The sequence below is a fragment of the Paraburkholderia sp. MM5384-R2 genome (genome assembly GCF_014201025.1).
Classification (GTDB): domain Bacteria; phylum Pseudomonadota; class Gammaproteobacteria; order Burkholderiales; family Burkholderiaceae; genus Paraburkholderia; species Paraburkholderia tuberum.
In genome coordinates this window covers 135,572-161,003 of record NZ_JACHDI010000020.1, presented here as the reverse complement: position 1 = coordinate 161,003, position 25,432 = coordinate 135,572, and the positions used below count along the sequence as shown (strand labels likewise).

At 63.6% G+C, this 25,432-nt stretch carries 24 protein-coding genes and 1 pseudogene; 18 read left to right on the top strand and 7 right to left on the bottom strand.

Annotated elements, in window-relative coordinates; all coding sequences use genetic code 11:
- Nucleotides 1-60: 60 nt before the first annotated feature.
- From HDG37_RS27590 to HDG37_RS27545, 10 genes and pseudogenes are all read left to right on the top strand, one after another.
- Nucleotides 61-754: pseudogene (locus tag HDG37_RS27590) on the top strand (transposase); the annotation flags it as partial.
- 719 nt (nt 755-1,473) lie between these two features.
- A complete protein-coding gene (locus HDG37_RS27585) occupies nt 1,474-3,858 on the top strand; it encodes a bifunctional salicylyl-CoA 5-hydroxylase/oxidoreductase (protein ID WP_184052929.1) in 2,385 nt (794 codons plus the stop codon).
- A complete protein-coding gene (locus HDG37_RS27580) occupies nt 3,855-4,628 on the top strand; it encodes an SDR family NAD(P)-dependent oxidoreductase (RefSeq protein ID WP_090807882.1) in 774 nt (257 codons plus the stop codon). The genes HDG37_RS27585 and HDG37_RS27580 overlap by 4 nt, the downstream gene beginning before the upstream one ends.
- The gene (locus tag HDG37_RS27575) at nt 4,625-5,185 is read left to right on the top strand and encodes a MarR family winged helix-turn-helix transcriptional regulator (RefSeq protein ID WP_184030378.1); all 561 of its coding nucleotides are present in this window, start codon (nt 4,625-4,627) and stop codon (nt 5,183-5,185) included. Before HDG37_RS27580 ends, HDG37_RS27575 begins: the two co-directional genes overlap by 4 nt.
- A 19-nt stretch (nt 5,186-5,204) precedes the next feature.
- The gene (locus HDG37_RS27570) at nt 5,205-6,056 is read left to right on the top strand and encodes an enoyl-CoA hydratase family protein (RefSeq protein WP_184052927.1); all 852 of its coding nucleotides are present in this window, start codon (nt 5,205-5,207) and stop codon (nt 6,054-6,056) included.
- 1 nt (nt 6,057) lies between these two features.
- Nucleotides 6,058-7,269: an acyl-CoA dehydrogenase family protein gene (locus HDG37_RS27565; protein ID WP_184052925.1), complete on the top strand. Its 1,212-nt coding sequence runs from the start codon at nt 6,058-6,060 to the stop codon at nt 7,267-7,269.
- Nucleotides 7,266-7,709 (top strand): thioesterase family protein, encoded by a 444-nt coding sequence (locus HDG37_RS27560; RefSeq protein WP_184052923.1) that lies wholly within the window; start codon nt 7,266-7,268, stop codon nt 7,707-7,709. Before HDG37_RS27565 ends, HDG37_RS27560 begins: the two co-directional genes overlap by 4 nt.
- Nucleotides 7,706-8,101 carry a RidA family protein gene (locus HDG37_RS27555; protein ID WP_184052921.1) on the top strand — a complete coding sequence of 132 codons (396 nt, stop codon included), beginning with the start codon at nt 7,706-7,708 and terminating at the stop codon, nt 8,099-8,101. Before HDG37_RS27560 ends, HDG37_RS27555 begins: the two co-directional genes overlap by 4 nt.
- An 84-nt stretch (nt 8,102-8,185) precedes the next feature.
- Nucleotides 8,186-9,826 carry an AMP-binding protein gene (locus HDG37_RS27550; protein ID WP_184052974.1) on the top strand — a complete coding sequence of 547 codons (1,641 nt, stop codon included), beginning with the start codon at nt 8,186-8,188 and terminating at the stop codon, nt 9,824-9,826.
- Nucleotides 9,827-9,859: 33 nt separating this feature from the next.
- Nucleotides 9,860-11,083 (top strand): dienelactone hydrolase family protein, encoded by a 1,224-nt coding sequence (locus tag HDG37_RS27545; RefSeq protein WP_184052919.1) that lies wholly within the window; start codon nt 9,860-9,862, stop codon nt 11,081-11,083.
- 88 nt (nt 11,084-11,171) lie between these two features.
- Here the strand turns inward: HDG37_RS27545 and HDG37_RS27540 are convergent, their stop codons facing one another.
- Both HDG37_RS27540 and HDG37_RS27535 read right to left on the bottom strand, forming a co-directional pair.
- Nucleotides 11,172-11,549 carry a hypothetical protein gene (locus HDG37_RS27540; RefSeq protein WP_184052917.1) on the bottom strand — a complete coding sequence of 126 codons (378 nt, stop codon included), beginning with the start codon at nt 11,547-11,549 and terminating at the stop codon, nt 11,172-11,174.
- Complete coding sequence (locus HDG37_RS27535; protein ID WP_184052915.1) at nt 11,546-11,917, bottom strand: DUF6402 family protein; 372 nt, start codon at nt 11,915-11,917, stop codon at nt 11,546-11,548. Before HDG37_RS27535 ends, HDG37_RS27540 begins: the two co-directional genes overlap by 4 nt.
- 111 nt (nt 11,918-12,028) lie before the next feature.
- On the opposite strand from HDG37_RS27535, the gene HDG37_RS27530 reads away from it, so the two are divergent.
- A complete protein-coding gene (locus tag HDG37_RS27530; RefSeq protein ID WP_184052913.1) occupies nt 12,029-13,522 on the top strand; it encodes a DHA2 family efflux MFS transporter permease subunit in 1,494 nt (497 codons plus the stop codon).
- A gap of 45 nt (nt 13,523-13,567) precedes the next feature.
- Entirely contained in the window at nt 13,568-14,401 is an 834-nt protein-coding gene (locus HDG37_RS27525; protein ID WP_184052911.1) for an AraC family transcriptional regulator, read from the top strand.
- Between the two features lie 61 nt (nt 14,402-14,462).
- Here HDG37_RS27525 and HDG37_RS27520 read toward each other — a convergent pair whose 3' ends face one another.
- Both HDG37_RS27520 and HDG37_RS27515 read right to left on the bottom strand, forming a co-directional pair.
- Entirely contained in the window at nt 14,463-15,827 is a 1,365-nt protein-coding gene (locus HDG37_RS27520; RefSeq protein ID WP_184052909.1) for an MFS transporter, read from the bottom strand.
- A gap of 286 nt (nt 15,828-16,113) precedes the next feature.
- Nucleotides 16,114-16,986, bottom strand: coding sequence for a GyrI-like domain-containing protein (locus HDG37_RS27515; RefSeq protein ID WP_184052907.1), 873 nt, complete (start codon nt 16,984-16,986; stop codon nt 16,114-16,116).
- Nucleotides 16,987-17,138: 152 nt separating this feature from the next.
- Between HDG37_RS27515 and HDG37_RS27510 the strand changes: the two genes are divergently transcribed.
- The 3 genes from HDG37_RS27510 to HDG37_RS27500 all read left to right on the top strand — a co-directional run bounded on the left by HDG37_RS27510 (nt 17,139) and on the right by HDG37_RS27500 (nt 18,700).
- Entirely contained in the window at nt 17,139-17,522 is a 384-nt protein-coding gene (locus HDG37_RS27510; RefSeq protein ID WP_184052905.1) for a hypothetical protein, read from the top strand.
- Nucleotides 17,523-17,719: 197 nt separating this feature from the next.
- Nucleotides 17,720-18,064 carry a PQQ-binding-like beta-propeller repeat protein gene (locus HDG37_RS27505; protein WP_184052903.1) on the top strand — a complete coding sequence of 115 codons (345 nt, stop codon included), beginning with the start codon at nt 17,720-17,722 and terminating at the stop codon, nt 18,062-18,064.
- A gap of 138 nt (nt 18,065-18,202) precedes the next feature.
- The gene (locus tag HDG37_RS27500; protein ID WP_184052901.1) at nt 18,203-18,700 is read left to right on the top strand and encodes a GNAT family N-acetyltransferase; all 498 of its coding nucleotides are present in this window, start codon (nt 18,203-18,205) and stop codon (nt 18,698-18,700) included.
- 6 nt (nt 18,701-18,706) lie between these two features.
- Here HDG37_RS27500 and HDG37_RS27495 read toward each other — a convergent pair whose 3' ends face one another.
- The 3 genes from HDG37_RS27495 to HDG37_RS27485 all read right to left on the bottom strand — a co-directional run bounded on the left by HDG37_RS27495 (nt 18,707) and on the right by HDG37_RS27485 (nt 21,393).
- Complete coding sequence (locus HDG37_RS27495) at nt 18,707-19,099, bottom strand: flavin reductase (RefSeq protein WP_184052899.1); 393 nt, start codon at nt 19,097-19,099, stop codon at nt 18,707-18,709.
- Between the two features lie 182 nt (nt 19,100-19,281).
- A complete protein-coding gene (locus HDG37_RS27490; protein ID WP_184052897.1) occupies nt 19,282-19,614 on the bottom strand; it encodes a hypothetical protein in 333 nt (110 codons plus the stop codon).
- 195 nt (nt 19,615-19,809) lie between these two features.
- Complete coding sequence (locus HDG37_RS27485) at nt 19,810-21,393, bottom strand: PLP-dependent aminotransferase family protein (RefSeq protein WP_184052895.1); 1,584 nt, start codon at nt 21,391-21,393, stop codon at nt 19,810-19,812.
- A 124-nt stretch (nt 21,394-21,517) separates the two neighbouring features.
- Between HDG37_RS27485 and HDG37_RS27480 the strand changes: the two genes are divergently transcribed.
- The 3 genes from HDG37_RS27480 to HDG37_RS27470 all read left to right on the top strand — a co-directional run bounded on the left by HDG37_RS27480 (nt 21,518) and on the right by HDG37_RS27470 (nt 25,432).
- The gene (locus tag HDG37_RS27480; protein ID WP_184052893.1) at nt 21,518-22,252 is read left to right on the top strand and encodes a GNAT family N-acetyltransferase; all 735 of its coding nucleotides are present in this window, start codon (nt 21,518-21,520) and stop codon (nt 22,250-22,252) included.
- 403 nt (nt 22,253-22,655) lie between these two features.
- Nucleotides 22,656-24,227: an efflux transporter outer membrane subunit gene (locus tag HDG37_RS27475; protein ID WP_184052891.1), complete on the top strand. Its 1,572-nt coding sequence runs from the start codon at nt 22,656-22,658 to the stop codon at nt 24,225-24,227.
- 53 nt (nt 24,228-24,280) lie between these two features.
- Nucleotides 24,281-25,432 carry an efflux RND transporter periplasmic adaptor subunit gene (locus HDG37_RS27470; protein ID WP_184052889.1) on the top strand — a complete coding sequence of 384 codons (1,152 nt, stop codon included), beginning with the start codon at nt 24,281-24,283 and terminating at the stop codon, nt 25,430-25,432.

Below are 25,432 nucleotides of genomic sequence, written 5' to 3'. Positions count from 1 at the left end.
TTCGATCAGTGAAGAACCCGATCCGCTGAGACAGGGCCATCTTATAGATGGCCCTGTCCGGTCCAGGCAGCGGTAGACACAAAACATCACCTGATCGTTGAACACGAGGTAACTAACGTCGAAAACGATCACGGACAACTCAGCAGAATGGCGCTGTCTGCGAAGGACGCGATGGGCAGATCGAGGCTGAACGTTGTTGCGGATCGGGGTTACTTCAGCGGCCCGGAGATACGGGCATGCGATCTGAACGACATCAGCACGTACGTTCCCAAACCACTTACCTCCGCGTCGAGGAAGAAAGGTCTCTTCACCAAAGCCGACTTTGTCTACGTGGCAAAAAGCGAGTGTATCGATGTCCTGCCGGCGAGCGTGCCATCCTTCGATTTACTACCGTTGAGCACGATATGAATTTGCGGGTTTACTGGCCCAGCGCCTGCCCGCGTTGCCCTATGAAGGAGCGATGTTCACCCAGCGAATATCGTCGCATCCGAAGTGGGAGCACGAAAACATACTGGAAGCCATGCAGCGACGGCTCGACCGGAAGCCCGATGTAATGACCATCCGCAGAAGTACTATCGAGCGTGTCTTCGGTACACTCAAGCACTGGATGGGTCCTGCACACTTCCTGACCAGGACGCTCGGGCGAGTGAGTACGGAGATGAGCCTGCAGGTGTTGGCCTACAACCTGAAGCGGGTCATGAACATACTTGGCGTTGCAGGGACGATGAAGGCCATGAAGATGGTTAGAAGCTAAAGCCCCGAGGGGCTTTGTTGTGCTCGCGATGTTCGATTAGTGCAAACTCGCAGTATCAAACGCCATCGGGGTCATCCAGATAACGAGTCGGTAGCATCGCGAGGAATGCATCCATATGGACATGCAAAAACACGTCTGGGGGGCGAAATAATTTCGTCCGGACCATTCGAATCCCTGATTCGTTCCGCCAAGACAGCGGCTGCCTCTCGCCAAAACCTCACGCCACCGGAGTGTGCGGGTAACTTCGCTTCTTTTAGTTGGCACATGGCCTCCTCGGGTGTCCGTCCTGTTATGGGCGACGCCGTGCGAAATTTTGGTGCAGCGCATCGCAACCTTTTCTCCCCGCTCTGGCCGGAAAACAGGAAGTGATCAAGAATTTGAGCAATTCGGCGCCCCGATTACACATTTCCGGGTCTGCTCTCGCTGCAAGTCGAATGCGCTTTTCTCCGGGTGTAGCCCAAGTCCTCCTAGTTCTCGCCTGCTTCGATGCAGGCTTTGTTGCGCGTCCCCGAAGGGGCTCCCGCCCTGCTTTCGCATGCTGAAACGTCAGTCCGATATTCCGCATTGTGAGAGACGCGTGACACTCTTTATTTTTCACTGACGGTTGTTATTTCCAGGATCAAGAACATGACTCGAGAGCCGTCGCCGAAATTTACTTGACATATAAACTATCAAAACCTAAATTAATCTCACCGCAGAGTTCATTTTGGGGAACCAGCATGCGCATAGTCTGTATCGGCGGCGGTCCGGCCGGTTTGTACTTCGGTCTGTTGATGAAACAACGCAACCCCGGCCATGAAGTCATGGTAATCGAGCGCAACCGCCCCTACGACACCTTCGGCTGGGGCGTCGTGTTCTCCGACCAGACGCTCGGCAATCTGCGCGCCGCCGACGCCCCGAGCGCCGAGGCGATTCTCGGCGCGTTCAATCACTGGGACGACATCGAGATTCACTTTCGCGGCCGCAGCGTGCGCTCATCGGGCCACGGTTTTTGCGGCATCGGTCGCAAACGTCTGCTGAATATCCTGCAAGCGCGCTGCGAAGAACTCGGCGTGAAGCTCGTGTTCGAAACCCAGGTCGTGGACGACAGCGCGTACGACGCGGACCTGATCATCGCGAGCGACGGCCTGAACAGCCTCGTGCGCCAGAAATACGCGGACACCTACCAGCCGGACGTCGACGTGCGCGACTGCCGCTTCGTGTGGCTCGGTACGAAGAAGCTGTTCGAGGCGTTCACGTTCGCGTTCGAGCAAACCGAATTCGGCTGGTTCCAGGCGCACGCCTACCGCTTCGACGATCAAACCTCGACGTTCATCGTCGAAACACCGGAACGCGTATGGCGCGCCGCCGGTCTCGACGAAATGAGCAAGGAAGACAGCATCGCGTTCTGCGAGAAGCTGTTCGCGAAGTACCTCGACGGCAACGCGCTGATGTCGAACGCGGTGCATCTGCGCGGCTCGTCGCAATGGATTCGTTTTCCGCGCGTCGTCAACAAGGAATGGGTGCATTGGCGCTGCAACGCAAACGGCACACGAACGCCGATCGTGCTGATGGGCGACGCCGCGCACACCGCGCACTTCTCGATCGGCTCGGGCACCAAGCTCGCGCTCGAAGACGCGATCGAACTCGCCAACAGCATCAGCGCGCACCCGGGTTCGCGCCCGGACGATCTGGCCGCCGCATTGAAGCACTACACCGAAGTACGCAGCGTCGACGTGCTGCGCATCCAGAACGCCGCGCGCAATTCGACCGAATGGTTCGAGCACGTCGATCGTTATACGTCGTTCGAGCCGGAACAGTTCGCGTATTCGTTGCTCACGCGCTCGCAGCGCATCTCGCACGAGAACCTGCGCGAGCGCGATGCGCGGTATCTGTCCGGTTTCGAGGACTGGCTCGCGAAGCGCGCGGGTGTCGAGCGCGCCGCGGACAGGCATTCGATTCCGCCGATGTTCACCCCCTTCAAGGTGCGCGGCGTCAAGCTGAAAAATCGCGTGATGGTGTCGCCGATGGCGCAGTACTCGGCGGTAAACGGCGTGGCCGGCGACTATCACCTGATGCATCTCGGCGCGCGCGCGATGGGCGGCGCCGCGCTCGTGATGACCGAGATGACCTGCGTGTCGCCCGAAGCGCGTATCACGCCCGGATGCCCGGGCATGTACGCGCCCGAGCATCTGGTCGCGTGGAAACGCATCGTCGATCTGGTCCATCTGCAATCGGATGCGAAGATCGGCATCCAGCTCGGCCACTCGGGCGCGAAAGGTTCGACGCGCGTCGCGTGGGAAGGCATCGATCAGCCGCTCGACGAAGGCAACTGGCCACTCGTTTCGGCGTCGCCGCAGCAGTATCTGCGCGGCATCAGCCAGCATTCGCGCGAAGCCACACATGACGAGCTGCGCGCCATCGAGCAGCAGTTCGTCGAGGCGACGCGCATGTCGATCGAAGCGGGTTTCGACTGGCTCGAACTGCACTGCGCGCATGGCTATTTCCTGTCGAGCTTCCTGTCGCCGCTCACGAATCACCGTACCGACACATACGGCGGTCCGCTCGAAAACCGTCTGCGTTATCCGCTGCAGGTATTCAGCGCGATCCGCGCGGTGTGGCCGCAAGACAAGCCGATCTCGGTGCGGATTTCGGCGCACGACTGGGTCGAGGGCGGCAACACGCCCGACGATGCCGTGAAGATCGCGCAAGCGTTCAAGGCGGCCGGCGCGGACATGATCGACGTGTCGTCGGGCCAGGTCAGCAAGGAAGAAAAGCCCGTGTTTGGCCGCATGTTCCAGACGCCGTTCGCCGATCGCGTGCGCAACGAAGCCGGCATCGCGACGATCGCGGTCGGTGCGATTTCGGAAGCGGACCACGTGAACAGCATCATCGCGGCGGGTCGCGCCGATCTGTGCGCGATCGCGCGTCCGCATCTCGCGAATCCGTCGTGGACGTTGAACGAAGCGGCAAAGATCGGCTATCTCGACGTCGCGTGGCCGAAACCCTATACCGCCGCGAAAATGCAACTCGAACGCAACCTCGAACGCGAGCGTGCGCAGGCCATCGCCAACGCCGGCCTCACGGCGCAACAACGCGCGCAACGCGCCGAAGGAACCGTGTGAACACCTCAGACACTCCTCTCGCCGGACAACACGCGGTCGTCACCGGTGGCGGCAGCGGCATCGGCGCGGCCATCGCGCAGGCGCTGCTGCGCGCCGGCGCGCGCGTCACGCTGATGGGCCGCAACGCGCAACGCCTCGACACGCAGCGAGAGCAATGCGCGGCGCTCGGCGACGTCGCGTGTATCAGCGTGGACGTCACGCAAGAAGATTCGGTGGCGCGCGCATTCGAGCAGGCGGGCGCCGTCGATATCCTCGTGAACAACGCGGGCCAGGCGCAGGCCGCGCCGTTCACGCACACCGATATCGCGCTGTGGCAACGCATGCTCGACGTGAATCTGACTGGCGTGTTTCTCGGCACGCGCGCCGTCCTGCCCGGCATGCTCGAGCGTGGCTATGGCCGCATCGTCAACGTCGCGAGCACCGCGGGGCAGATCGGCTATGCGTACGTCGCCGCGTATTGCGCCGCGAAGCACGGCGTGATCGGTCTCACGCGCTCGCTCGCGCTCGAAACCGCGACGCGCGGCATCACGGTCAATGCAGTGTGCCCCGGCTACACCGAAACCGAGCTGCTGCATGCCTCGCTCGAACAGATCACGAGCAAGACCTCGCGCACCGAAGCACAGGCGCGCGAAACGCTGCTGCGCTCGAATCCGCAGCGCCGCTTCGTGAATCCGGAGCAGGTCGCGAACGCGGTGTTGTGGCTGTGCCGCCCCGGCTCGGATGCGATCACGGGGCAATCCATTTCCATTTCGGGTGGAGAAGTGATGTGAGCAAATCAACCCAAGCAAAAAAGTCGGCGGCGGCATCGGATGCGAAGCTGTCGCGCAAAGGCGTGGCCCAACCCGCGGAGAACGTCGTGGACCTCGAAATGAGCACCGGAGCGGACAGCCACATGGGCCTGCGTTTGTGGCTGCGCATGCTGACCACCACCAACCTCGTCCAGGCCGAATTGCGCAAACGTCTGCGCACCGAATTCGACACCACGCTGCCGCGATTCGATCTGATGGCGCAGCTCGAACGACATCCCGATGGGCTGAAGATGACCGAGCTATCGCGCCGTTTGATGGTGACGGGCGGCAACGTCACTGGCATCACCGATCAGCTCGAAAAAGAAGGGCTCGTCACGCGCGACACCGATCCGAACGACCGCCGCTCGATCAGCGTGTGCCTGACGCCCGCTGGCCGCAAGGCGTTCGACAAAATGGCCGTCGCGCACGAGCAATGGGTCGTCGAACTGTTCGGCGGCCTGAGCCTCGACGAAAAGATGAAGACGCATCAGGACCTCGGCAAGCTCAAGCAGCATCTGCTCGACAGCCTGAGAGGCTGACTTCGCACTGGAGGAATACATGACACGATCCAACGCCGATGCACTGTTGTCCGGCAACCGCCTGACCCTGGCAGGCCACGAGGCGAAGCATGTCGGCTGGTCGGTGCGCGACAAGGTCGCGACGATCACGCTGAACCGTCCCGAGCGCAAGAACCCGCTGACCTTCGAATCGTATGCGGAGCTGCGCAACCTGTTCCGCGATCTCGCGTACGCGACCGACGTGAAAGCCGTCGTGCTGCACGGCGCGGGCGAAAACTTCTGCTCGGGCGGCGACGTGCACGACATCATCGCGCCGCTGATCGATCTGCCGATGCCCGAGTTGTTGCTGTTCACGCGCATGACCGGCGACCTCGTCAAGGCAATGCGCCATTGCCCGCAGCCGATCGTCGCAGCCGTCGACGGCGTCTGCGCGGGCGCCGGCGCGATCCTCGCGATGGCTTCCGATCTGCGCCTAGGCACCGCGCGCAGCAAGCTCGCGTTCCTGTTTACGCGCGTCGGCCTCGCCGGCTGCGACATGGGCGCGTGCGCGATGCTGCCGCGCATCATCGGCCAGGGACGCGCCGCCGAGCTGCTGTTCACCGGCCGCTCGGCAAGCGGCGACGAAGCTCACGCCTGGGGCATTTACAACCGCCTGTGCGACCCGGCCGCGCTCATCGAAGAAACACAGAAGCTCGCCGCCGATCTCGCGGCCGGCCCGAGCTTCGCGCACGGCATGACGAAGAAGATGCTGCATCAGGAATGGAGTATGAGCATCGACGAAGCGATCGAATCCGAAGCGCAGGCGCAGGCGATCTGCATGGGCACGCGCGATTTCGAGCGCGCGTACAACGCGTTCGCGGCGAAGACGCGTCCGGTGTTCGAAGGAGACTGAGTTGAGCGCCGATCATCAGAACATCCCGATCGATTTGCACAGCCCGCTCGCGTGGCCGTTTTTCGAGCCGCGCCATCGCGAACTCGCGGCAGGCATCGACGCATGGTGCCGCGCGCATCTCACGCATGACGAGCATGGCGACACCGATGCGACCTGCCGTGTGCTGGTGCGCAAACTCGGCCACGCCGGCTGGCTGAAATACGGCGTCGGCGGCATCGCCTATGGCGGCCACGGCGACACGATCGACACGCGCGCCGTATGCCTGCTGCGCGAAACGCTCGCGCGCTATTCGGGCCTCGCCGATTTCGCCCTGGCGATGCAAGGCCTCGGCTCGGGCGCGATCTCGCTCGCGGGCACGCATGAGCAGAAATCGCATTATCTGCCGCGCGTCGCGAGCGGCACGGCGATCGCCGCGTTCGCGCTGTCGGAGCCGCAAGCGGGCTCGGACGTCGCCGCGATGGCGCTCGCGGCTCGCGAAGAGGGTGAGCACTACCTGCTCGACGGCGAAAAGACGTGGATTTCGAACGGCGGCATCGCGGACTTCTACGTGGTGTTCGCGCGCACCGGCGAAGCGCCGGGCGCACGCGGCATCAGCGCGTTCATCGTGGATGCGCAGACGCCGGGCCTCGACATCGCCGAGCGCATCGACGTAATCGCGCCGCATCCGCTCGCGCGCCTGCGCTTCACGAACGCGCGCGTGCCGAAGAGCCAGATGCTCGGTGCGCCCGGCGAAGGTTTCAAGATCGCCATGCGCACGCTCGATATTTTCCGCACCTCGGTGGCGGCCGCATCGCTTGGCTTTGCCCGTCATGCGATGGCCGAGGGCCTCGCGCGCGCGGCGTCGCGCAAGATGTTCGGCCAGACGCTCGGCGACTTCCAGTTGACGCAGGCGAAGCTCGCGCAGATGGCGTTGACGATCGACAGCAGCGCGCTGCTCGTCTATCGCGCCGCGTGGCTGCGCGACCAGGGCGAAAGCGTCACGCGCGAAGCCGCGATGGCGAAGTGGCACGCGAGCGAAGGCGCGCAGCAGGTGATCGACGCGGCAGTGCAGCTCTACGGCGGCATGGGTGTGCAAAGCGGCAGCGCGGTCGAGATGCTGTACCGCGAGATCCGCGCGCTGCGCATCTACGAAGGCGCGACCGAGGTGCAGCAGCTGATCGTCGGCCGCGATCTGTTGAAGGCGCATGCCGCCGCGAACCGGAATGCGCGATGAGCACGTCGTTCGAGCGGCTCGTACGCATCCGCTTTTCGCACTGCGATCCCGCGGGCATCGTGTTCTTTCCGCAGTACCTCGTGATGACCAACGTGCTCGTCGAAGACTGGTTCAACGAGGGCTTGCGCATCGACTACGCGCACATGATCGCGCGGCGCCGCATCGGCCTGCCGATCGTCAAGCTCGACTGCGAGTTCTCGCGGCCGAGCCAGATGGGCGAAACGATCCTGCTCACGCTCAAGGTCCGAACCGTCGGCCGCAGTTCGATCGGCATCGAGATTCACGGTCATTGCGACGGCGAAACGCGTTTCCGCTCTAAACAGGTGCTCGTGTTCATATCGTTCGACAGCGGCAAATCCATCGATATTCCCGGCGACGTCGCGAGCGCGCTCGCGGCGTACGCTCCATCGGCCCCCTCCATCGAGGCGCATCGCTCATGAAACAGGCTCTCCTTCCCGCCGGCTGGGTCAAGCCGCGCGGCTATGCGAACGGCGTCGCTGCGAGCGGCACGCCGGTGTTCATCGCCGGCCAGATCGGCTGGGACGAACAGGCGCAGTTCCAGTCCGATGACTTCGCGCAGCAGTCCGAGCTGGCGCTGAAGAATCTGCTCGCCGTGCTGCGCGAAGCGGGCGGCAAGCCCGAACACCTCGTGCGCCTCACGTGGTACGTGACCGACAAGCGCGAGTATCTCGCATCGCTGAAGGACATCGGCCGCGCGTTTCGCGAGCTGATCGGCGACTACGACATCGCGATGAGCGCGGTGCAGGTCGTCGCGCTGATGGAAGACCGCGCGAAGGTCGAGATCGAAGCCACCGCGGTGATTCCGCACTGAACGTCGTACAGGTACCGAACGCACAGGCAAGCCCTTCACACCGAACGAAGCGCATTTTCCGGCTCAACGCCTCGGGAGACCATGATGGAACCGTCAGCACACGTCGATACTTTCGCGCGCGACAATCTTCCGCCGCAGGATCAATGGCCCGTCTTACTGCTCGACAATCCGGACGTCGCCTATCCGCCGAGGCTGAACTGCGCGACCGAACTGCTGGAGCGGACCATCGAGGCGGGGCATCGCGACCGGCCGGCGATCTGGTCCGACGTGGACGGCAAGCCGCAAGCCACCACATACGGCGAACTGCTCGCGCTGGTCAACCGCAGCGCGCATGTGCTCGTCGATGAAATGGGCTTGCGCCCCGGCAACCGCGTGCTGCTGCGCGGACCGAACACATTGCAGATGGCCGTCGCCACACTCGCGGCGCTGAAGTCCGGGCTCGTCGTCGTGCCGACCATGCCGCTGCTGCGCGCGAAGGAGCTCAAGCAGATCATCGAGAAGGCGCAGGTCAGCGCCGCGCTTTGCGACGCGCGCCTGAGCGCGGAACTCGAGCGCTGCACGAATCCGCGGGACGAGTTCTACTGCGCGGTGCTGAAACAGACCCGCCGCTTTCACGACGACTCCGCCGATTCGCTCGACACGCTCGCCGTCAACAAGCCCGAATACTTCACCGCCAGCGACACCGCCGCCGACGACATCTGCCTGATCGCATTCACGAGCGGCACGACCGGTGCGCCGAAAGGCTGCATGCATTTCCATCGCGACATGATCGCGATGTGCGACCTGTTCCCGCGTCATGTGCTGAAGCCTTGCGCGAACGACATCTTCTGCGGCACACCGCCGCTCGCGTTCACGTTCGGGCTCGGCGGCCTGCTGTGCTTTCCGCTGCGCGTCGGTGCCTCGACGGTGTTGGTCGAAAAGCTGACGCCGCAGACCCTGCTCGAGGTGGTCGAACGATTTCATGCGACCGTGATGTTCACCGCGCCGACGTTCTATCGGCAGATGGCGCCGCTCGTCGCGCAACATGACCTTTCGTCGCTGCAGAAGACCGTGTCGGCCGGCGAGGCGCTGCCCGATTCGACGCGGCGCCTGTGGCGCGAGGCGACCGGCATCGACATGATCGACGGTATCGGCGGCACCGAGCTGATCCACATCTTCGTTTCGTCGCAAGGCGCGGAGATCCGGCCGAACGCGATCGGCCGCGCGGTGCCGGGCTACGTCGTGCAAGCCGTCGACGACGACATGCAACTCGTGCCGCCCGGCACGATCGGCAAACTCGCGGTGCGCGGCCCGACCGGCTGCCGCTATCTGGCCGACGAACGGCAGTCGCGCTTCGTGCGCGACGGCTGGAACCTGCCGGGCGATTCGGTCTATCTCGACGCCGACGGCTACGTGTTCTACCAGGCGCGCGCCGACGACATGATCGTGTCGGCCGGCTACAACATCTCCGGTCCTGAGGTGGAAAGCGTGCTGATGCAGCACGCGGCGGTGGCCGAATGCGGCGTGATCGGCGTGCCCGACGAAACGCGTGAGCAAATCGTGCGAGCCTTCGTCGTGGTGAACCCGGGCTACACCGCCGACGATAAACTGGTCGCGCAGCTGCAGGATTTCGTTAAGAATAACGTCGCGCCGTATAAATATCCCCGCGTCATCACGTTCGTCGGCGCGCTGCCGCGCACCGAAACCGGCAAGCTCAAACGTTTCGAGTTGCGCATGATGACGTAACCCCTATCTTTCGCGAGACTGGAGGCAGACTGCATGGCCGGCTCTTTCATCGAAGTCGTCGCCCACGATGGCGGCCGTTTCAACGCATACGTCGCGCGGCCCGCGCAGGGCTCCGGCCCAGGGCTCGTGCTGCTGCAGGAAATCTTCGGCGTCAACGACACGATGAAAGCGAGCGCCGATCGCTACGCCGAAGAAGGCTACGTCGTGCTCGTGCCCGATCTGTTTTGGCGCATCAAGCCGAGCATTTCGCTTGGCTACGGCGACGCCGACATGAAAGAGGCGCTCGGCTATCTGGGTCAGTTCGACACCGACGTCGCGGTCAAGGACATCGCCGCCACCGTCGCCGCGTTGCGCGAACTGCCCGAGCAGGCCGGCAAGGTGGGCGTGGTCGGCTACTGCCTCGGCGGCAAGCTCGCGTTTCTGAGCGCGGCGCGCACCGACGCCGATTGCGCGGTCAGCTATTACGGCGTGGGCCTCGAAGCGCATCTCGACGAAGTATCGGCAATCAACTGCCCGATGGTGTTCCACTTCCCCGAAAACGACGCGCACTGCCCACCCGAAACGCGCGAGCGCATCAGCGCCGCGCTGCGCACGCGACCGCAAATCGAGCAATACGTGTACCCCGGCTGCGATCACGCGTTCGCCGCGCCGCAGCGCAAACAGTACGACAAGCCCGCCGCGATGATGGCGTACTCGCGCACGCTCGCGCTGCTGCGCAAGGTGCTCGGTCCGGTCTACGATCTGAACGCGCTGTGGGAAGCGCACTGCTACCACGAGTTCGCGACACGCGACGTCGACGCGGTGATGCCGACGATGGTCGCCGAGCCCTACGTCAATCACGTGCCGACGATGACGGGCGGCGTCGGGCATGACAATCTGAAGCGCTTTTACACGCATCACTTCGTCAACTCGAATCCGCCCGACACGAAGCTGATTCCGATTTCGCGCACGATCGGTTCAGATCGCGTCGTCGATGAATTCATTTTCAGCTGCACGCATAGCTGCGAAATCGACTGGCTGCTGCCGGGCGTCGCGCCGACCGGCAAGTACTTCGAGGTGCCGATGCTCGCCGTGGTGTGCTTCCGCGGTGACAAGCTTTATAACGAGCATATCTATTGGGATCAGGCTTCGGTGCTTGTGCAGGTTGGGCTGCTCGATCCGGAGGGCTTGCCGGTGGCGGGGATTGAAAGTGCGAGGAAGTTGCTCGACGAGACGTTGCCGTCGAATGGGTTGATGGGGGGTAAGTCGAAGGTTTAAGGAAATGGTGCTGCCGTCGCTGTGCATCATCCGAATGACTCGCGCCGGCAGCGCGTATTAATCGCGGCGTGCAAGACCGAAAAACTCATCATCCAATCGACGAAAATCTGGCGATCATGCGGTCATAGAATGACGGCGGCAGCTTTATAAACGACGCGTCGTCGCCGCCGCGGGAAAATGAAACGCCTTCGTCGTCCACCCAAATCAATTCAGGAACCGGTGTGCTGAAGGTTCTGCGCACCAGCAGTTTGCCTGACGCGGCGTCGTAGACCTGACCGAGATAAGCCGGGTCGTTGCCGCCTCTCCATTGGAGCAGGCATCGCTCTGCAGTGTAGCGGCCGTTTTTTGACGTGCTTTTGATGCATTCGCTCGCATTCCTGTGATCGGTGTGCGTCACGACGAGAAGCACGGCAAACGCGACTGTGAGCACTACAGCGCCCCATCCGATCGATCGCCCCGGTTTCATAAATACACCTTGATCGGTGGGTCGATTCGAACAAGCTTTCGATCCGAATAGATCACGAAGTCACCTCCTCGCTGGTGTTTTATTGCCCACTCTCTAAAGTCCTTATTGTGAACCGGGTAGTACACGTTGCCCCTGAGCTTCGGGTTCCCCAGTGCAACGGGATAGGAAAAATACAATCGCGGTTCGTTCAGATATGACATCGCGCCGTTGTACGCCAGAACGATCACCCCGTTTTTGCTCCAATGGCCAAGATATTGCGACACCTCTCCAGGCTTGTCGGTGAAGTCGTAACTATCCTTAATATAAACGTAGATACCTGAGATTTCTGCAACCCTGGTATTGCCTTCCTTCCCGCTCGAAGCCGCCACCGCGCCCGGCGCCGCCGCCCAGGATTTCGTAGTTGGACGCTAAATGCGCGGGTGCTAGACTCGAAAACCCATCGTCGGTGATCGACCGAATCCGCGTAAAGGGGCGTCCGCATGACCCATTCCCTCCACGGCAAGCAACGCTGGCTCGCGCTAATCGTGCTCTGCCTCGGCGTACTGATGATCGTGCTCGACACGACCATCGTGAACGTCGCGCTGCCGTCCATCGCAGCCGATCTCGGCTTTAGCGAAACTTCGCTCGTGTGGGTCGTCAACGCCTACATGCTGACGTTCGGCGGCTGCCTGCTGCTCGGCGGACGGCTTGGCGATCTGTACGGACACCGCAAGCTGTTTCTCAGCGGCATTACGCTCTTCACGCTCGCTTCGCTCGCCTGCGGCCTCGCGAATTCGCAGGTGCTGCTGGTCGCCGCGCGCGCCGTGCAGGGCCTGGGCGGTGCGATCGTCTCGGCGGTATCGTTGTCGCTGATCATGAATCTGTTCACCGAAGCCGGCGAACGCGCGAAAGCAATGGGCGTGTATGGCTTTGTCTGCGCGGGCGGCGGCAGCATCGGCGTGCTGCTCGGCGGACTGCTCACCAACCTGCTGAGCTGGCACTGGATCTTTCTGGTCAATCTGCCGATCGGCATTGCGGTGTACGCGCTGTGCCTCGCGCTACTGCCCGCCGCGCGCGGCCACGCGCACGGCGAACGGCTCGACGTGGCCGGGGCGCTCAGCGTGACCGCATCGCTGATGCTGGCGGTCTATGCGATCGTCAACGGCAACGAAGCGGGCTGGACTTCGGCGCAAACACTCGGCCTGCTGTTCGTCGGGCTCGCGCTGCTTGCCGTGTTCCTCGCAATCGAGGCGAGAGTCGAACACCCGTTGATGCCGCTCGCTCTGCTGCGTTTGCGCAATGTCGCGACCGCGAACCTGGTCGGCGTTTTGTGGGCGGCGGCGATGTTCGCGTGGTTCTTTATTTCGGCGCTGTATCTGCAGCGCGTGCTCGGCTATCGGCCATTGCAGGTGGGGCTCGCGTTTCTGCCCGCGAACCTGATCATGGGACTCTTTTCGCTGGGATTGTCGGCGCGCGTGGTGATGCGCTTCGGGCTGCGTCGTCCGCTCGCGGCCGGCCTGCTGATCGCGGCATGCGGGCTTGCGCTGTTCGCGCGTGCGCCCGTCGACGGCAGCTTCGTACCCGACGTCTTGCCCGGCATGTTGCTGCTCGGCTTTGGCGCGGGCATCGCGTTCAATCCGCTGCTGCTCGCCGCGATGAGCGACGTCGATCCCGCCGATTCGGGCCTCGCGTCGGGCATCGTCAATACATCGTTCATGATGGGCGGGGCGCTCGGGCTTGCGGTGCTCGCGAGTCTTGCCGCGGCGCGTAGCGAGGCGATGCAGGCGTCGTCGAGTGCGGCGGCTGCGCTGAACAGCGGGTATCACGTCGCGTTTCTGTTTGGGGCGGTTTTTGCGGCGGCGGCCGGCGTGCTGGGTGGGCTGTTGCTGAGGCCGGGGCAGGCGGGTGGCGCCGCGGGCGTGCATGGCGAGGCGGCGGAATCGTCTCGGCCCTCCGCCGCGACTGCAAAACCGCAAGCGCGATCGAACGCGTGAGTTCGCCGCTGACTATGCTGGCTTCATGCTGACCTGAGAGCCGAGATGAACCCGGTTGGAAAAGCGCTCTGGTATATCGAAAGCCACTTCGCCGGCGAGTTGACGCTCGACGACATCGCCCGCTGTGGCTGCATATCGCGCTTTCACCTCGCACGCGCGTTCGAAGCGGCCACCGGGATGCCGGTGATGCGCTACGTTCGCGCACGGCGTTTGAGCGAGGCCGCACGACGTCTGGCCGATGGTGCGCCCGACATCCTCGCGGTCGCTCTCGACGCCGGCTACGGCTCTCACGAAGCATTCACGCGCGCGTTTCGCGAACAGTTCGGGCTCACGCCCGACGCGCTGCGCGCGCGGGGTCATCTCGACAACCTGACCATCGTGGAGCCGATCAAAATGGACGAAACCCTTCTCACCCATCTGGACCCGCCGCGCTTCGAAGACGCGCGAGCGTTTCTCGTCGCTGGACTGAGCGAGCGCTATACGTGCGACAGCAGCAAGGCGATCCCATCCCAATGGCAGCGCTTTGGCGCCTGGTACGGCAGGGTGCCGGGACAGGTCGGCAAGGTGGCTTATGGCGTTGGCTATAACGCCGATGAACTGGGTAACTTCGACTACATGTGCGGCGTCGAAGTCAGCGATTTTTCCGCATTGCCGCCAGAGTTGAGTCGTGTGCGCATCGCCGCGCAACGGTATGCGGTGTTCGCTCATCGCGAGCACATCTCAGGCATTCGTCGCACGATGAACACGATCTGGAATCAGTGGTTGCCCGCGTCAGGGCACGTGCCTGCCGATGCGCCGCATTTCGAACGGTATGACGAGCAGTTCGACCCGGTGACGGGGATGGGTGGAGTCGAAGTCTGGTTGCCGCTGACAAGTTGATGGTCGATTCGGCGGATAGCCGTGGCGGATGGCCGTTGTGGCCGGCCATCCGCCTGATCGTTCACGGAGTGGCATGTCTGCTGTCATGCAATGCATGCACGTCGTCGTATTCCCGCGAAATGTCCTTATTCGTGTAATCGCCCAATCGCATGGCGGCAGCCACGCTAATCACCGCGCACGCGAAGACATACCACGCCACCGCAAATCCCGAATGGAAGTAAGCATAAAGCGCCGTCGCAATCAACGGTGCCGGACCGCCAGCGATGACGGAAGCCAACTGATAGCCCATCGACGCACCGCTGTAGCGCAAGCGCCCCGTGAACGATTCGGCGATCAACGCGGCTTGGGGGCCATACATCATCGCATGCGGCACCAGCGAAAGTACGATGGCCGCGAAGATCCATATCGGGTTATGGGTTCCAACCATGAAAAAGTACAGGAAGCCGAATAGCCCGACAGCAGCGGCACCGATCACATACATGCGTCGACGTCCGATCAGATCAGACACGTGACCAAACAGCGGAATCGTGAAGAATTCCAGCACCGAAGCGGCCAGCACTGCCGTGAGCAACAGATCGCGTGTGACGCCCAGACTCATCACACCATAGGTGAATATAAAGGCCGTGAAAATATAGAACGGCGCCTGTTCCGCCAAACGAGCAAGAGCCGACAGAAGAATGTCTTTCGGCTGCCGGCGCAATACTTCACGCATCGGCGCCTTTTCGATCCTGCGCTCAGCGAGCAGCTTCGCGAAGATAGGCGTCTCGAGGATACTCAAGCGGATATAAAGGCCGATCGCGACCAGCACGATACTGAGGAAAAACGGCACCCGCCAGCCCCAGGTGAGAAATGCGCTGCCGGAGATCTGACTGATGGCAAGCACCACCAGATTCGCGACGAACAATCCCGCCGGTACGCCGAACTGCGGCCAGGACGCGATGAAACCGCGATGCTTGTTGGTACGTGCCCACTCCATCGACATCAACACCGAACCGCCCCACTCGCCTCCAACGCCCACACCTTGAATGAAGCGCAACGCCGTGAGCAGGATTGCCCCCCAGATACCGATCGTCGCATAGGTTGGAACAAAGCCCACGGCGAACGTCGCGAGTCCCATCAGCAACAGCGTCACGATTAACGTGGCTTTACGTCCGATGCGATCGCCATAGTGGCCGAAAATCGCCGCGCCCACCGGCCGCGCGATAAAGCCGACAGCGTAAATCAGAAAAGCTTGCAGTGTGCCGACGAGCGGGTCCGATTCAGGAAAGAACAGTTTCGCGAATACAAGACCCGTGACAATGCTGTACAGGAAGAAGTCATACCATTCGATTGTGGTACCAATCGTGCTGGCGATGACAGCACGGCGCAACTGGCGCCGAGCCTCCTCATCCGAGAGGGGCACCGCCCCTGATTGCGTGGCAGCCATTTGATATCTCCCCAAAATGGACGGGTGACATCTTTGACATTTGAGGTATTGCGTGGTTCCCGTGAGGACGCGAGGTACGTGCAGCAAAAACAGAGACATTTCGAAATTGCATTTTTTGCCGAATTAGCAATCTGACATCCGTCGCTCAATGCAATTGATACCGATGCTGAAATCGAATTGGAATTCGAACGAACCGCGACTTCGGACATGAGCTTTCGCGAAGAATGGGGAGCGACTTGCTTCGCACTACAGGCATCTCACATGCTCGTCACACCCCATTCCCCAATCACACCAACGGAATGTAGATATCCGTCTGCCACTGATCCAGCGGCGTCTCAGGATAGACGCTCAGGTAGTGGAAAAACAGCGGATGGTCCCGCAACTCTTCGCCACTCGAAGGCAGCCAGTCGCGATAGATCGGGTAGATCGTCTCGCCGATGTGGTCGGTCGATCCTGCGTGCCGAACCACCGCACACCGTCCACCGGGCATCATGAGTTCGCGCACGCCATAGAGATTCGGCGCGACCGGCTCGTCGATCTCTCCGCAGATATCGAAACGGAATTCATCCGCTGGCACGGTGTCTGGATTGCCGTGCGGGACGCCGAAGGTCCGGCTCGACGCCACCGGTGATTGTCCGCTTTGAATACGCCAATCGATGAACTTGCGCGCACTTTCATTGACGAGTCCGGGCGAACCACAATGTTCGAGCGCGGCAACGCGGGTCTCTGCAAAATCGACGATTTTCACTTGCATGGTCAGTTTCCTCGAAACATAGGGAACAACAAAACTCGCACTCCAGAATTGCCATGTTGGATGTCGTCGAAACGCGCTCGGCGCCAAGCCGAACGCACGCTTGAACGCACGGCTGAAGGCTTCGGGACTGTCGAAGCCGGCGTCGAGCGCGGCATCGAGAACCGGGCACGACGCCTGCGACGCGAGGCGGCGGCCCGCGCGACGCAAGCGCATCAACTGCACGTAGCGTGCGACGGGCACACCGACATACGCGACAAACTGTCGATGAAAATGGAACATCGAGAAGTTTGCGATGCGGCTTAGCGCGTCGACCGATAGATCGCCCTCGAGGTTTGCATCGATATAGGCGAGAACGGCTTCGAAGCGCTTCGTGTAGGCAGCGGCGGCGTCTGTGTGAGCTAACATGGTCTGGATCGTGCGGGTTTCGATATGGTCGCCGAGGTTGGACACATCTTACCTAGCCGGACTTGCTCGATCTTCAATTGGCTCGCTGCCGAGCCTGGAGAATTTACGTAAACTTATCTTCGTTCACCCGCGCTTCCTGAGATTGTCCGCCGATGCCCTCTTCGATCAGCAATTCGCTCCTGTGGATCTTCGACGCGTTCGAACGCGATCCGACGTATATGCGTCGGCGGATGTTTGGTAGCGACGCTGCGTATATCGATGGGCTGTTGTGCCTGGTTGCCGCCGATCGCGATAAGCCGTGGAATGGGCTGCTCGTCTGTACGTCGCGGGAACGCCATGCTGCTCTGATTACCGATATGCCTGCGTTGCAGCCTCACCCGGTGCTTGGGAAATGGCTTTACGTGCCGCAGGGGGATCCTGCGTTTGAAGACACTGTCGAGCAGTTGACGGCACTCGTGCTGGAGCGGGACCCGCGAGTGGGTGTCGAGCCTAAGCCGAAAAAGCGGCGCGGTAAGTCGGTGTTGCCGGAGGGTTGAAGCGCGGCAGTGCCGTTTCGGTCTCTCTTCCTGTCCGAACGCGCGCTCATGCCGGGAAGATCATCCAATCAGCCGCGAATCGCACCACCCCGTCATACTCTCGCCGACGAAATTCAACCACCTATTCAATGGTCACGCAGTCTGCCGTCATCGCGAACGGTACGGCTTTCGGAGGAACCACATCGAACGAAGAATTGATGGCCGCCTATGTCCCTCCGCCTGCCTGGCAGTGGAGTTTGCGCGGCAGCGTCGTCGCACTCGATGTCGCGACCGGCGCAGTGACGTGGACCACGCCGGACCCGCTCGGAAGCCGCGCGGAGGCAGCCGTCAGTGTCGCCAATGGCGTGGTCTTCGGATGCAATCTCGACTCCACGAATGGCACGATGTACGCGCTCGATTCTTCCAACGGAAAAGTCCTGTGGTCATTCAATAGCGGGGGTGCATGCAATGCCGGGCCGGCCATTGCGGACGGCGTGGTGTTCTGGAGCTCTGGCTCGACGAGCGGACCGGGGCCGCTGAAATTGTTCGCCTTCGGTCTGTAGGAAACACCCGAGGCCCCGTCCGTTCGCGGCGGGGCCTTTGGCTCTTTGCTACGATGTGAGTCTGTTCCGAAGCCGGCGCATTTGGCGCGTACCGCCCGCCGGCCGGCAGTCATCACCGAACTCACCGAGCACTAGACCTTGACGATCCACATCCGCCCCGCCACCGCTTCCGACGCCCCCCTGATTCTGCGCTTCATCACCGAACTCGCGATCTACGAAAAAGCCGAGCACGAAGTCGTCGCCGGCGTCGCAGACATCGAGAAGAGTCTGTTTTCCGAGGGCGCGGCCGCGAAAGCGCTGATCTGCGAAATGAACGGCGAGCCAGTCGGTTTTTGCGTGTACTTCTTTTCGTATTCGACGTGGCTCGGCAAACAGGGGCTTTATCTGGAAGACCTGTACGTATCGCCCGCATCGCGTGGCAGCGGCGCGGGCAAACAGATGCTGCGCCATCTCGCGCAAATCGCCTGCGAAACGGGCTGCGGCCGATTCGAATGGAGCGTGCTCGACTGGAACGAGCCGGCCATCGGCTTCTACAAGTCGATCGGCGCGAATCCGCAAAGCGAATGGGTACGTTATCGTCTCGCCGGCGACGCGCTCAAAGCATTCGCCGAAGGCGAAACCGAACGGAGCACCTAAGCCCGGTCACTGCGCGGAGGCCGCGACGGGCGCCACCTCGAATGCATCGCCCGTCGCGAAGAAGGTACCGCCGGCCACATAATGGCATGTGCGCAGGTCGGGATCGTCGTTGTCGAGTTCGACGCCCGCGTGCGTGCCGACCGCGAGCGTTTGCGCGGCGAAACCGCGGCTCGGCAACTGCAGCCCGAACACGCCGCTCGCTTGAATCAGGCGACGCGTCAGCGTGCGGCTATCCACGACCACCACCACCTTCGGCGGATTGAAGTCGAGCGGCATCGCCCATGACGCGGCCATCACGTTCGATCGACCATCGTGTGCGCTCGTGATCAGCGTGACGGGTCCGTGATTGAGCAGTTGAGTCGCGCGCGACAATTCCACGGTTTCTCGGGTGGCGTTCACAGCATCGTGATGGCGTCGAAAGGATGACGCTGATTGTAGCGGGCGGAAGAAATGCGGTGCGGCGCAGGGCCGAGCGATACGGGAGCGATTCGAACCACGCGCGGATGGCGGCCGAATCGAGCTGCCGGGCGGCGGCCCCAAGCCGCCGCCCGACCGGACTTCAAACGAATTTCAAGGGACCCTCAATGCGGCGCCTTGCCGTTCGGCACCGCATTGAGCGGCTTGTGCTGCTCGTCGCCGAGTCCCGGGAAGAACGCGTTCCAGGCGGCGCGCACGCCCTGCGCCGCGGTGGCTTCGGCGCCGACCGACTCGGCCGCGCCGTCCGCTGCTTTCGACGGATCGGCGCACAGGCCGCGCCAGTGCGTGAATACGAGTAACGGCTTTTCGGTCCACACGCCGTCGCCAAATTTCGCAAACGCCGTGTCCCCGCTCGCCAACTGCACTTCGTACCAGCCTTCGCGTACGGGCGTATGGATGGCAAGGTCAAACCACGGGGTCGGTTCGATTTCCTTCATGTCGTCTCCGGTCGGATAGATCGTCATCGATAACCACACTGAACGCATTGTTCGTGCCCATCGCCGGCGCCACACCCGCCGCGCGACGGGACGTGCAACCGCGGCACATGCGGGCAAACCAGCACATCGGAACCGCGAAGTCGCCGCGCATACGACACGATAGCGCGACATGGGCCAGGCGGACAGACGTAAAACTTACATGCCCGGAGTGGCGGGCGTACGGCGTGGCGGGGTGGGTTTTTTGCGGGACCGGACGACGGTTTTTCCGCCCCGTTTTGACGCGCGCTTCGCAGCCGGTCGCGCCTCGCCCTCCATCTGCCGCACCACCTCCGCCAGCGCTTTCACCGCGGGCCCCAAGCGCTCCGCCTCCGTATTGCCATACCCGATCACGAGCCCGTTCGTCTGCTCCGACGCCCCGATCGAAAACCCCGACAGCGCGCGCGGACTCAACCCCAACGCCTGCGCCCGCGCCGTGAGCGCGCGATCGTCGAGCGACGCCGGCAGCCGCAGCGTCAGATGCATGCCGCAATCGCCGCCAAGAATCGTCGCCGCCGGAAAATGCTCGGCCAGCGCGTCGCGCAGCGCCTGTTGCCGCTCGCGGTACAGCCGCCGCATCCGCCCGAGATGCCGCCCGAATTCGCCGCTTTCGATGAAATGCGCGAGCGCCAGCTGCTCCAGCCGATGCCCGCCGCGCAGCATCTCTTGCAGCGCAACAGCGGCGTGCGCGGCGATCGCGCGAGGCAGCACGACGAAGCCGATGCGCAGCGCCGGAAACATCGTCTTGCTGAACGAGCCGACGTACAGCACGGGCGCCGCGTCGACGAGGCCCTGCATGCTCGCGATCGGCTCGCCGGTGTGACGCACCTCGCCGTCGTAATCGTCCTCGATCAGCCACGCGCCGCAGCGCCGCGCCTCGGCAATCAGCGCAAGCCGCCGCGCCACCGACAGCACCGCGCCGGTCGGATACTGATGCGCGGGAGACGTGTAGATCAGTTTCGGCGGATGCGTGTGCCACGCGTCGGCCGGCACGGCCATGCCTTCGGCGTCGACGGGAATCGGCAGCGTGCGCATGTCGCCCGCGTTGAAAGCGGCCTTCGCGCCGCGATAGCCGGGGTCCTCGATCCATGCGATATCGCCGGGATTGGTCAGCAGTCGCACGCACAGGTTCAGCGCCTCCTGCGCGCCCTCGGTGATCACGACCTGCGAGCCATCGCAGCGCACGCCGCGCGCCATCCGCAGATGCGCGGCGATCGCGTCGCGCAGCGCGGGCTCGCCGGCCGGCGTGCCGTAGCCGAGCGCGCGCGGTAATGCGCGCTCCATCGCACGTTCGAGCGCGCGCCGCCACGCGGCAAGCGGGAAACGGTCCAGCGCGGGCGTGCCGGGGGTCAGCGCGTACGCGTTGTCGGCGTGATTGTGCGACGCCGCGAACTGCTCGACGCGCGCCGCGTATACGACCTCCGGCGCAGCCGACGCCGCCGCCCGCTCGCCGCGCGCGGCGGGGCTCGACAGTGGGCTCACGCGCGTGCCCTGGCGATCGGCGATCACGTAGCCGACCGCGGCGAGATGCTCGTAAGCGATCACGACCGTGTTGCGCGACACGCCCATTTCGGCGGCGAGCAGCCGCGACGACGGCAGCAGCGACCCGGCCGGCAGACGACCGGCGAGAATCGCCTGCTGCAGACGTTCGATCAGCTGCTTTTGCAGCGGCGCGGGCCGCTTGGCGCCGCTGGCGGCGAACGCGTCGTCCGCATGGACGAGCGGTCCGATGATTTCGATCATGGTGGCTGGACCTATCGAAGAGGCATGTCGTGGATCTTTTGAACATACCACGTTTGCCGTATCGTTCCTGCATCGACACGCATCGGCATCCTCCGGCATCGCCCATTCATCGACAGGAACAGACATGGAACCCACACGTAACGCCTACGGCCAGCCAATCGGCGCGCCCCTGCCCGGCTGGCACGGCGCGCAGCCGCCGGGCCGCAAGCCGCTCGGCGGCCGCTATTGCCGGCTCGAAGCGGTCGACGTCGAGCGCCACGCGGCCGACCTCTTCGACGCGTACGGCTCGGCCACCGACGGCCGCGACTGGACCTATCTGGCGGTCGGCCCGTTCGACAGCCTCGCGGCCTATCGTGAGCGTCTGACGCAGATGGCGGCCTCGAAAGATCCGCTGCACTACGCGGTCATCGACCTGGCGACGGGCAAGCCGGTCGGCACGCTCTCGCTGATGCGGATCGATCCGGCCAACGGCGTGATCGAAGTCGGCCACGTCACGTATTCGCCGCGGCTCAAGCGCACGCGCATCGCGACCGATGCGATGTACCTGCTGCTAGGCGAAGTGTTCGACAAGCTCGGTTATCGGCGCTTCGAATGGAAATGCGATTCGCTGAACGAGCCGTCGCGCAAGGCCGCGTTGCGCTATGGATTTACGTTCGAGGGGATCTTCCGGCAGGCGATCGTCTATCGCGAGCGCAATCGCGACACGGCGTGGTTTTCGATCATCGACAGCGAGTGGCCGGCATTGCGCTCTTGCTATGAGCGGTGGCTCGACGCGGGCAATTTCGATGCGCAAGGGCAGCAGGTCGAGCGGCTCGCCGATCTGATCGCGCAGCGCCGAGCGGCGGACGAGGCCCGCTAAAACCAGACGATCGATAACCAGGCAACAGCTCGACCAGTTCGCCAAGCGCGATATATTCGCCAAACACAAAGCTCGACCCATACGCGACACCCGCCCCCGCCAGCGCGGCGCCGACGGAGGGAAATGAGCGATGGGTATTCCCAACCGAGCCAACCGCGTGCCCGAATCCGTGAAATTGTCGTGAATGCCGCGCCGGGCGTGGCAGACAGCGGTGGCACCGCCTGCCATCACCGCCCTCCTACGTGATCTCGTATCCACCTTCGTCCGCCAGCGAACGCGAGGTCAAGCGCGGTTCGCGCCGTGCATGGTAAATTCCAGCGTCGGCAAGACAACTCCAAGAACGTTCGGGTGCCCTGAACATCTTCGTCCGGTCCACCCGCCACTGGCGATACAAGGTAGATCGATGATCGACGTGAGTCAGCGTATTGTCTGGCGGCGCCTCTACGTTGCGCTGTGCAGTTGCGTCGCGCTGGCCGGCTGCATGGTCGGCCCCGACTACCACGCGCCGCCCGCGCCGGCCACCGACACCTTCACCACCACGCCGCTGCCCGACCAGACCGCCTCCGCGCCCGGCCCCGCAGGCCTGCCGCAGCGTTTCGCGCCGGCCCAGGACATTCCCGCCGCCTGGTGGACGCTGTTTCATTGCGAGCCGCTCGACGCACTGATCCGCGAGGCGATCGCCAACAGTCCGAACATGGCCGCCGCGCAGGCGGCGTTGCGACAGGCTCGCGAGAATTACACGGCGCAAGCCGGCGGCACCTTGCTGCCGAGCGTCGACGCGCAACTGAACGCCACGCGCGAAAAGATCAACGGCATCGCGTTCGGCGAGCCCGGCCTCGTCGAGGAATTCAATCTCTACAACGCGTCGGTCAACGTCTCGTACAAGCTGGACGTGTTCGGCGGCGCGCGGCGCGAACTCGAAGCGCTGCATGCGCAGATCGACTATCAGCGCTTCCAGCTGCAGGCCGCCTATCTCACGATATCGGCCAACATCGTGACCGCGGCGGTCAAGGAAGCGGCGGTGCGCGCGCAGATCGACGCGACCGAGCGGATCGCTACCGAGGAAGAGCAGCAGCTGAACGTGCTCGACCAGCAATTCTCACTCGGCGGCGTGAGCCGCACGGCCGTGCTCGCGCAGGAAACGCTGCTCGCGCAGACCCGCGCGACGCTGCCGCCGCTGCAACAGCAGCTCGATCAGGCGCGCCATCAGCTTGCGGTACTCGCCGGCAAGCTGCCGAGCGATACCTCGGTGCCCGGCTTCACGCTCGAAATGTTCTCGCTGCCCGACACGCTGCCCGTGAGCCTGCCGTCGTCGCTGGTGCACCAGCGCCCCGACATCCTTGCCGCCGACGCCACGCTGCATCAGGCGAGCGCGCAGATCGGCGTCGCGACCGCGGCGATGTATCCGCAGATCACGCTGTCCGCGAGCTACGGCGCCGAAGCGTTGACGCCCGCGCAGGTGCTCAGGGCCGGCAGCACGATCTGGAGCATCGGCGCGGGCTTGCTGCAACCGGTCTTTCACGGCGGCCAGCTGAGCGCGCAGAAGCGCGCGGCCGAGGCCGCCTACGAGCAGGCCGGCGCGCAATACCGCGAGACGGTGCTGCTCGCGTTCCAGAACGTTGCGGACACGCTGCGCGCGCTCGAACACGACGCAACCGGCCTCAAGGCGCAGACCGACGCGTCGCGCGCCGCGAGCGATTCGCTCGAACTGACGCGCGGACAGTATCGCGTCGGCGGTGTCAGCTACCTCGCGCTGCTCGACGCGCAACGCCAGTATCAGCAAACGGTCGTGAGTCTCGCGCAGGCGCAGGCCGCGCGTTACGCCGACACGGCGGCGCTGTTCCAGGCGCTCGGCGGCGGCTGGTGGAATGCCGCCGCGCCCGAGTCCGCGGCCGCGCCGGCCGCCGCGTCGGCGAGCGCGTCGAACCCGTCGTCGCCATCAGCAACGACGGCAACCGCCGCAACGCCACATTGACCGTGCCCTGACGCAACCCCAGCCCTCGCCCCAAGCCGAGCAAGGACATCACGATGGCCGAAAGAAAACCGATGACAAAGCGGATGGTGATCATGTTGATCAGCGTCGGCCTGCTGCTCGCCGCGCTGGTCGGCTTCAACCTGTTCCGCGCGCACATGTTCGCGAAGTTCATGGCGGCCAACACCGCGCCGCCCGCCACGGTCTCGGCGGTGGTGGTCCACTATCAGTCGTGGCAGCCGCAGCTCGCGGCGGTCGGAAGCCTGCGCGCGGTGCGCGGCGTAGACGTGACGACCGAAGTCGCCGGCCTCGTGCGCGAGGTCGCGTTCGTGTCGGGGCAGGAAGCGAAAGCCGGACAGATCCTCGTGCGACTCAAAGCCGACAGCGACGTCGCGCTGCTGCAATCGCTGCAGGCCGCGGCCCAACTCGCGCAAACGGTCTACGAGCGCGACCGCGCGCAGTACGACATCAAGGCGATCGCGAAGGCGCAGCTCGACGCCGATGCGGCCGACCTCAAGGGCAAGAAGGCGCAGGTCGCGCAACAGCAGGCGCTCGTCGACAAGAAGACGATTCGTGCGCCGTTCGCGGGGCGCCTCGGCATCACGACGATCAATCCGGGGCAATACCTGAATCCCGGCGACGCGATCGTCACGCTGCAAGCCATCGATCCGATCTACGCCGACTTCTCGGTACCGCAACAACAGCTCGGCCAGCTCGCGATCGGCGCGACCGTCAGCGTCGATACCAACGCGTACAGCGGGAAAACCTTCACCGGCAAGATCCAGTCGGTGAGCCCGAAAATCGACAGCGCGACGCGCAACGTACAGATCGAAGCGAGCGTCGACAATCGCGAGCGCAAGCTGCTGCCCGGCATGTACGCGAACGTGAAGATCGACTCGGGCGCCGAACAGCGCTACCTGACCCTGCCGCAAACGGCGATCACCTACAACCCGTACGGCGCGACCGTGTTCATCGTGAAGCCCGGCACGCAGCCCAACGCGCAGGGCAAGACGCTGCCCGTCGCGCAGCAGGTGTTCGTAACGCCGGGGCCGACGCGCGGCGACCAGGTGGCGATTCTGAAGGGCATCGACGACGGCACGCAGGTCGTGACGAGCGGCCAGATCAAGCTCAAGAACGGCACGCCGCTGATCATCGACAACCGCGTGCAGCCGTCGGACAGTCCGAATCCGACGCCCCAGGAACACTAA

Excerpts from the sequence above, each read along its gene's own strand:
- HDG37_RS27585 (WP_184052929.1), top strand. The coding sequence starts at position 1,474 with ATGCGCATAGTCTGTATCGGCGGCGGTCCGGCCGGTTTGTACTTCGGT.
- HDG37_RS27570 (WP_184052927.1), top strand. The coding sequence starts at position 5,205 with ATGACACGATCCAACGCCGATGCACTGTTGTCCGGCAACCGCCTGACC.
- HDG37_RS27560 (WP_184052923.1), top strand. The coding sequence starts at position 7,266 with ATGAGCACGTCGTTCGAGCGGCTCGTACGCATCCGCTTTTCGCACTGC.
- HDG37_RS27555 (WP_184052921.1), top strand. The coding sequence starts at position 7,706 with ATGAAACAGGCTCTCCTTCCCGCCGGCTGGGTCAAGCCGCGCGGCTAT.
- HDG37_RS27550 (WP_184052974.1), top strand. The coding sequence starts at position 8,186 with ATGGAACCGTCAGCACACGTCGATACTTTCGCGCGCGACAATCTTCCG.
- HDG37_RS27545 (WP_184052919.1), top strand. The coding sequence starts at position 9,860 with ATGGCCGGCTCTTTCATCGAAGTCGTCGCCCACGATGGCGGCCGTTTC.
- HDG37_RS27540 (WP_184052917.1), bottom strand. The coding sequence starts at position 11,549 with ATGAAACCGGGGCGATCGATCGGATGGGGCGCTGTAGTGCTCACAGTC.
- HDG37_RS27530 (WP_184052913.1), top strand. The coding sequence starts at position 12,029 with ATGACCCATTCCCTCCACGGCAAGCAACGCTGGCTCGCGCTAATCGTG.
- HDG37_RS27525 (WP_184052911.1), top strand. The coding sequence starts at position 13,568 with ATGAACCCGGTTGGAAAAGCGCTCTGGTATATCGAAAGCCACTTCGCC.
- HDG37_RS27520 (WP_184052909.1), bottom strand. The coding sequence starts at position 15,827 with ATGGCTGCCACGCAATCAGGGGCGGTGCCCCTCTCGGATGAGGAGGCT.
- HDG37_RS27515 (WP_184052907.1), bottom strand. The coding sequence starts at position 16,986 with ATGTTAGCTCACACAGACGCCGCCGCTGCCTACACGAAGCGCTTCGAA.
- HDG37_RS27510 (WP_184052905.1), top strand. The coding sequence starts at position 17,139 with ATGCCCTCTTCGATCAGCAATTCGCTCCTGTGGATCTTCGACGCGTTC.
- HDG37_RS27505 (WP_184052903.1), top strand. The coding sequence starts at position 17,720 with ATGGCCGCCTATGTCCCTCCGCCTGCCTGGCAGTGGAGTTTGCGCGGC.
- HDG37_RS27490 (WP_184052897.1), bottom strand. The coding sequence starts at position 19,614 with ATGAAGGAAATCGAACCGACCCCGTGGTTTGACCTTGCCATCCATACG.
- HDG37_RS27485 (WP_184052895.1), bottom strand. The coding sequence starts at position 21,393 with ATGATCGAAATCATCGGACCGCTCGTCCATGCGGACGACGCGTTCGCC.
- HDG37_RS27480 (WP_184052893.1), top strand. The coding sequence starts at position 21,518 with ATGGAACCCACACGTAACGCCTACGGCCAGCCAATCGGCGCGCCCCTG.
- HDG37_RS27475 (WP_184052891.1), top strand. The coding sequence starts at position 22,656 with ATGATCGACGTGAGTCAGCGTATTGTCTGGCGGCGCCTCTACGTTGCG.
- HDG37_RS27470 (WP_184052889.1), top strand. The coding sequence starts at position 24,281 with ATGGCCGAAAGAAAACCGATGACAAAGCGGATGGTGATCATGTTGATC.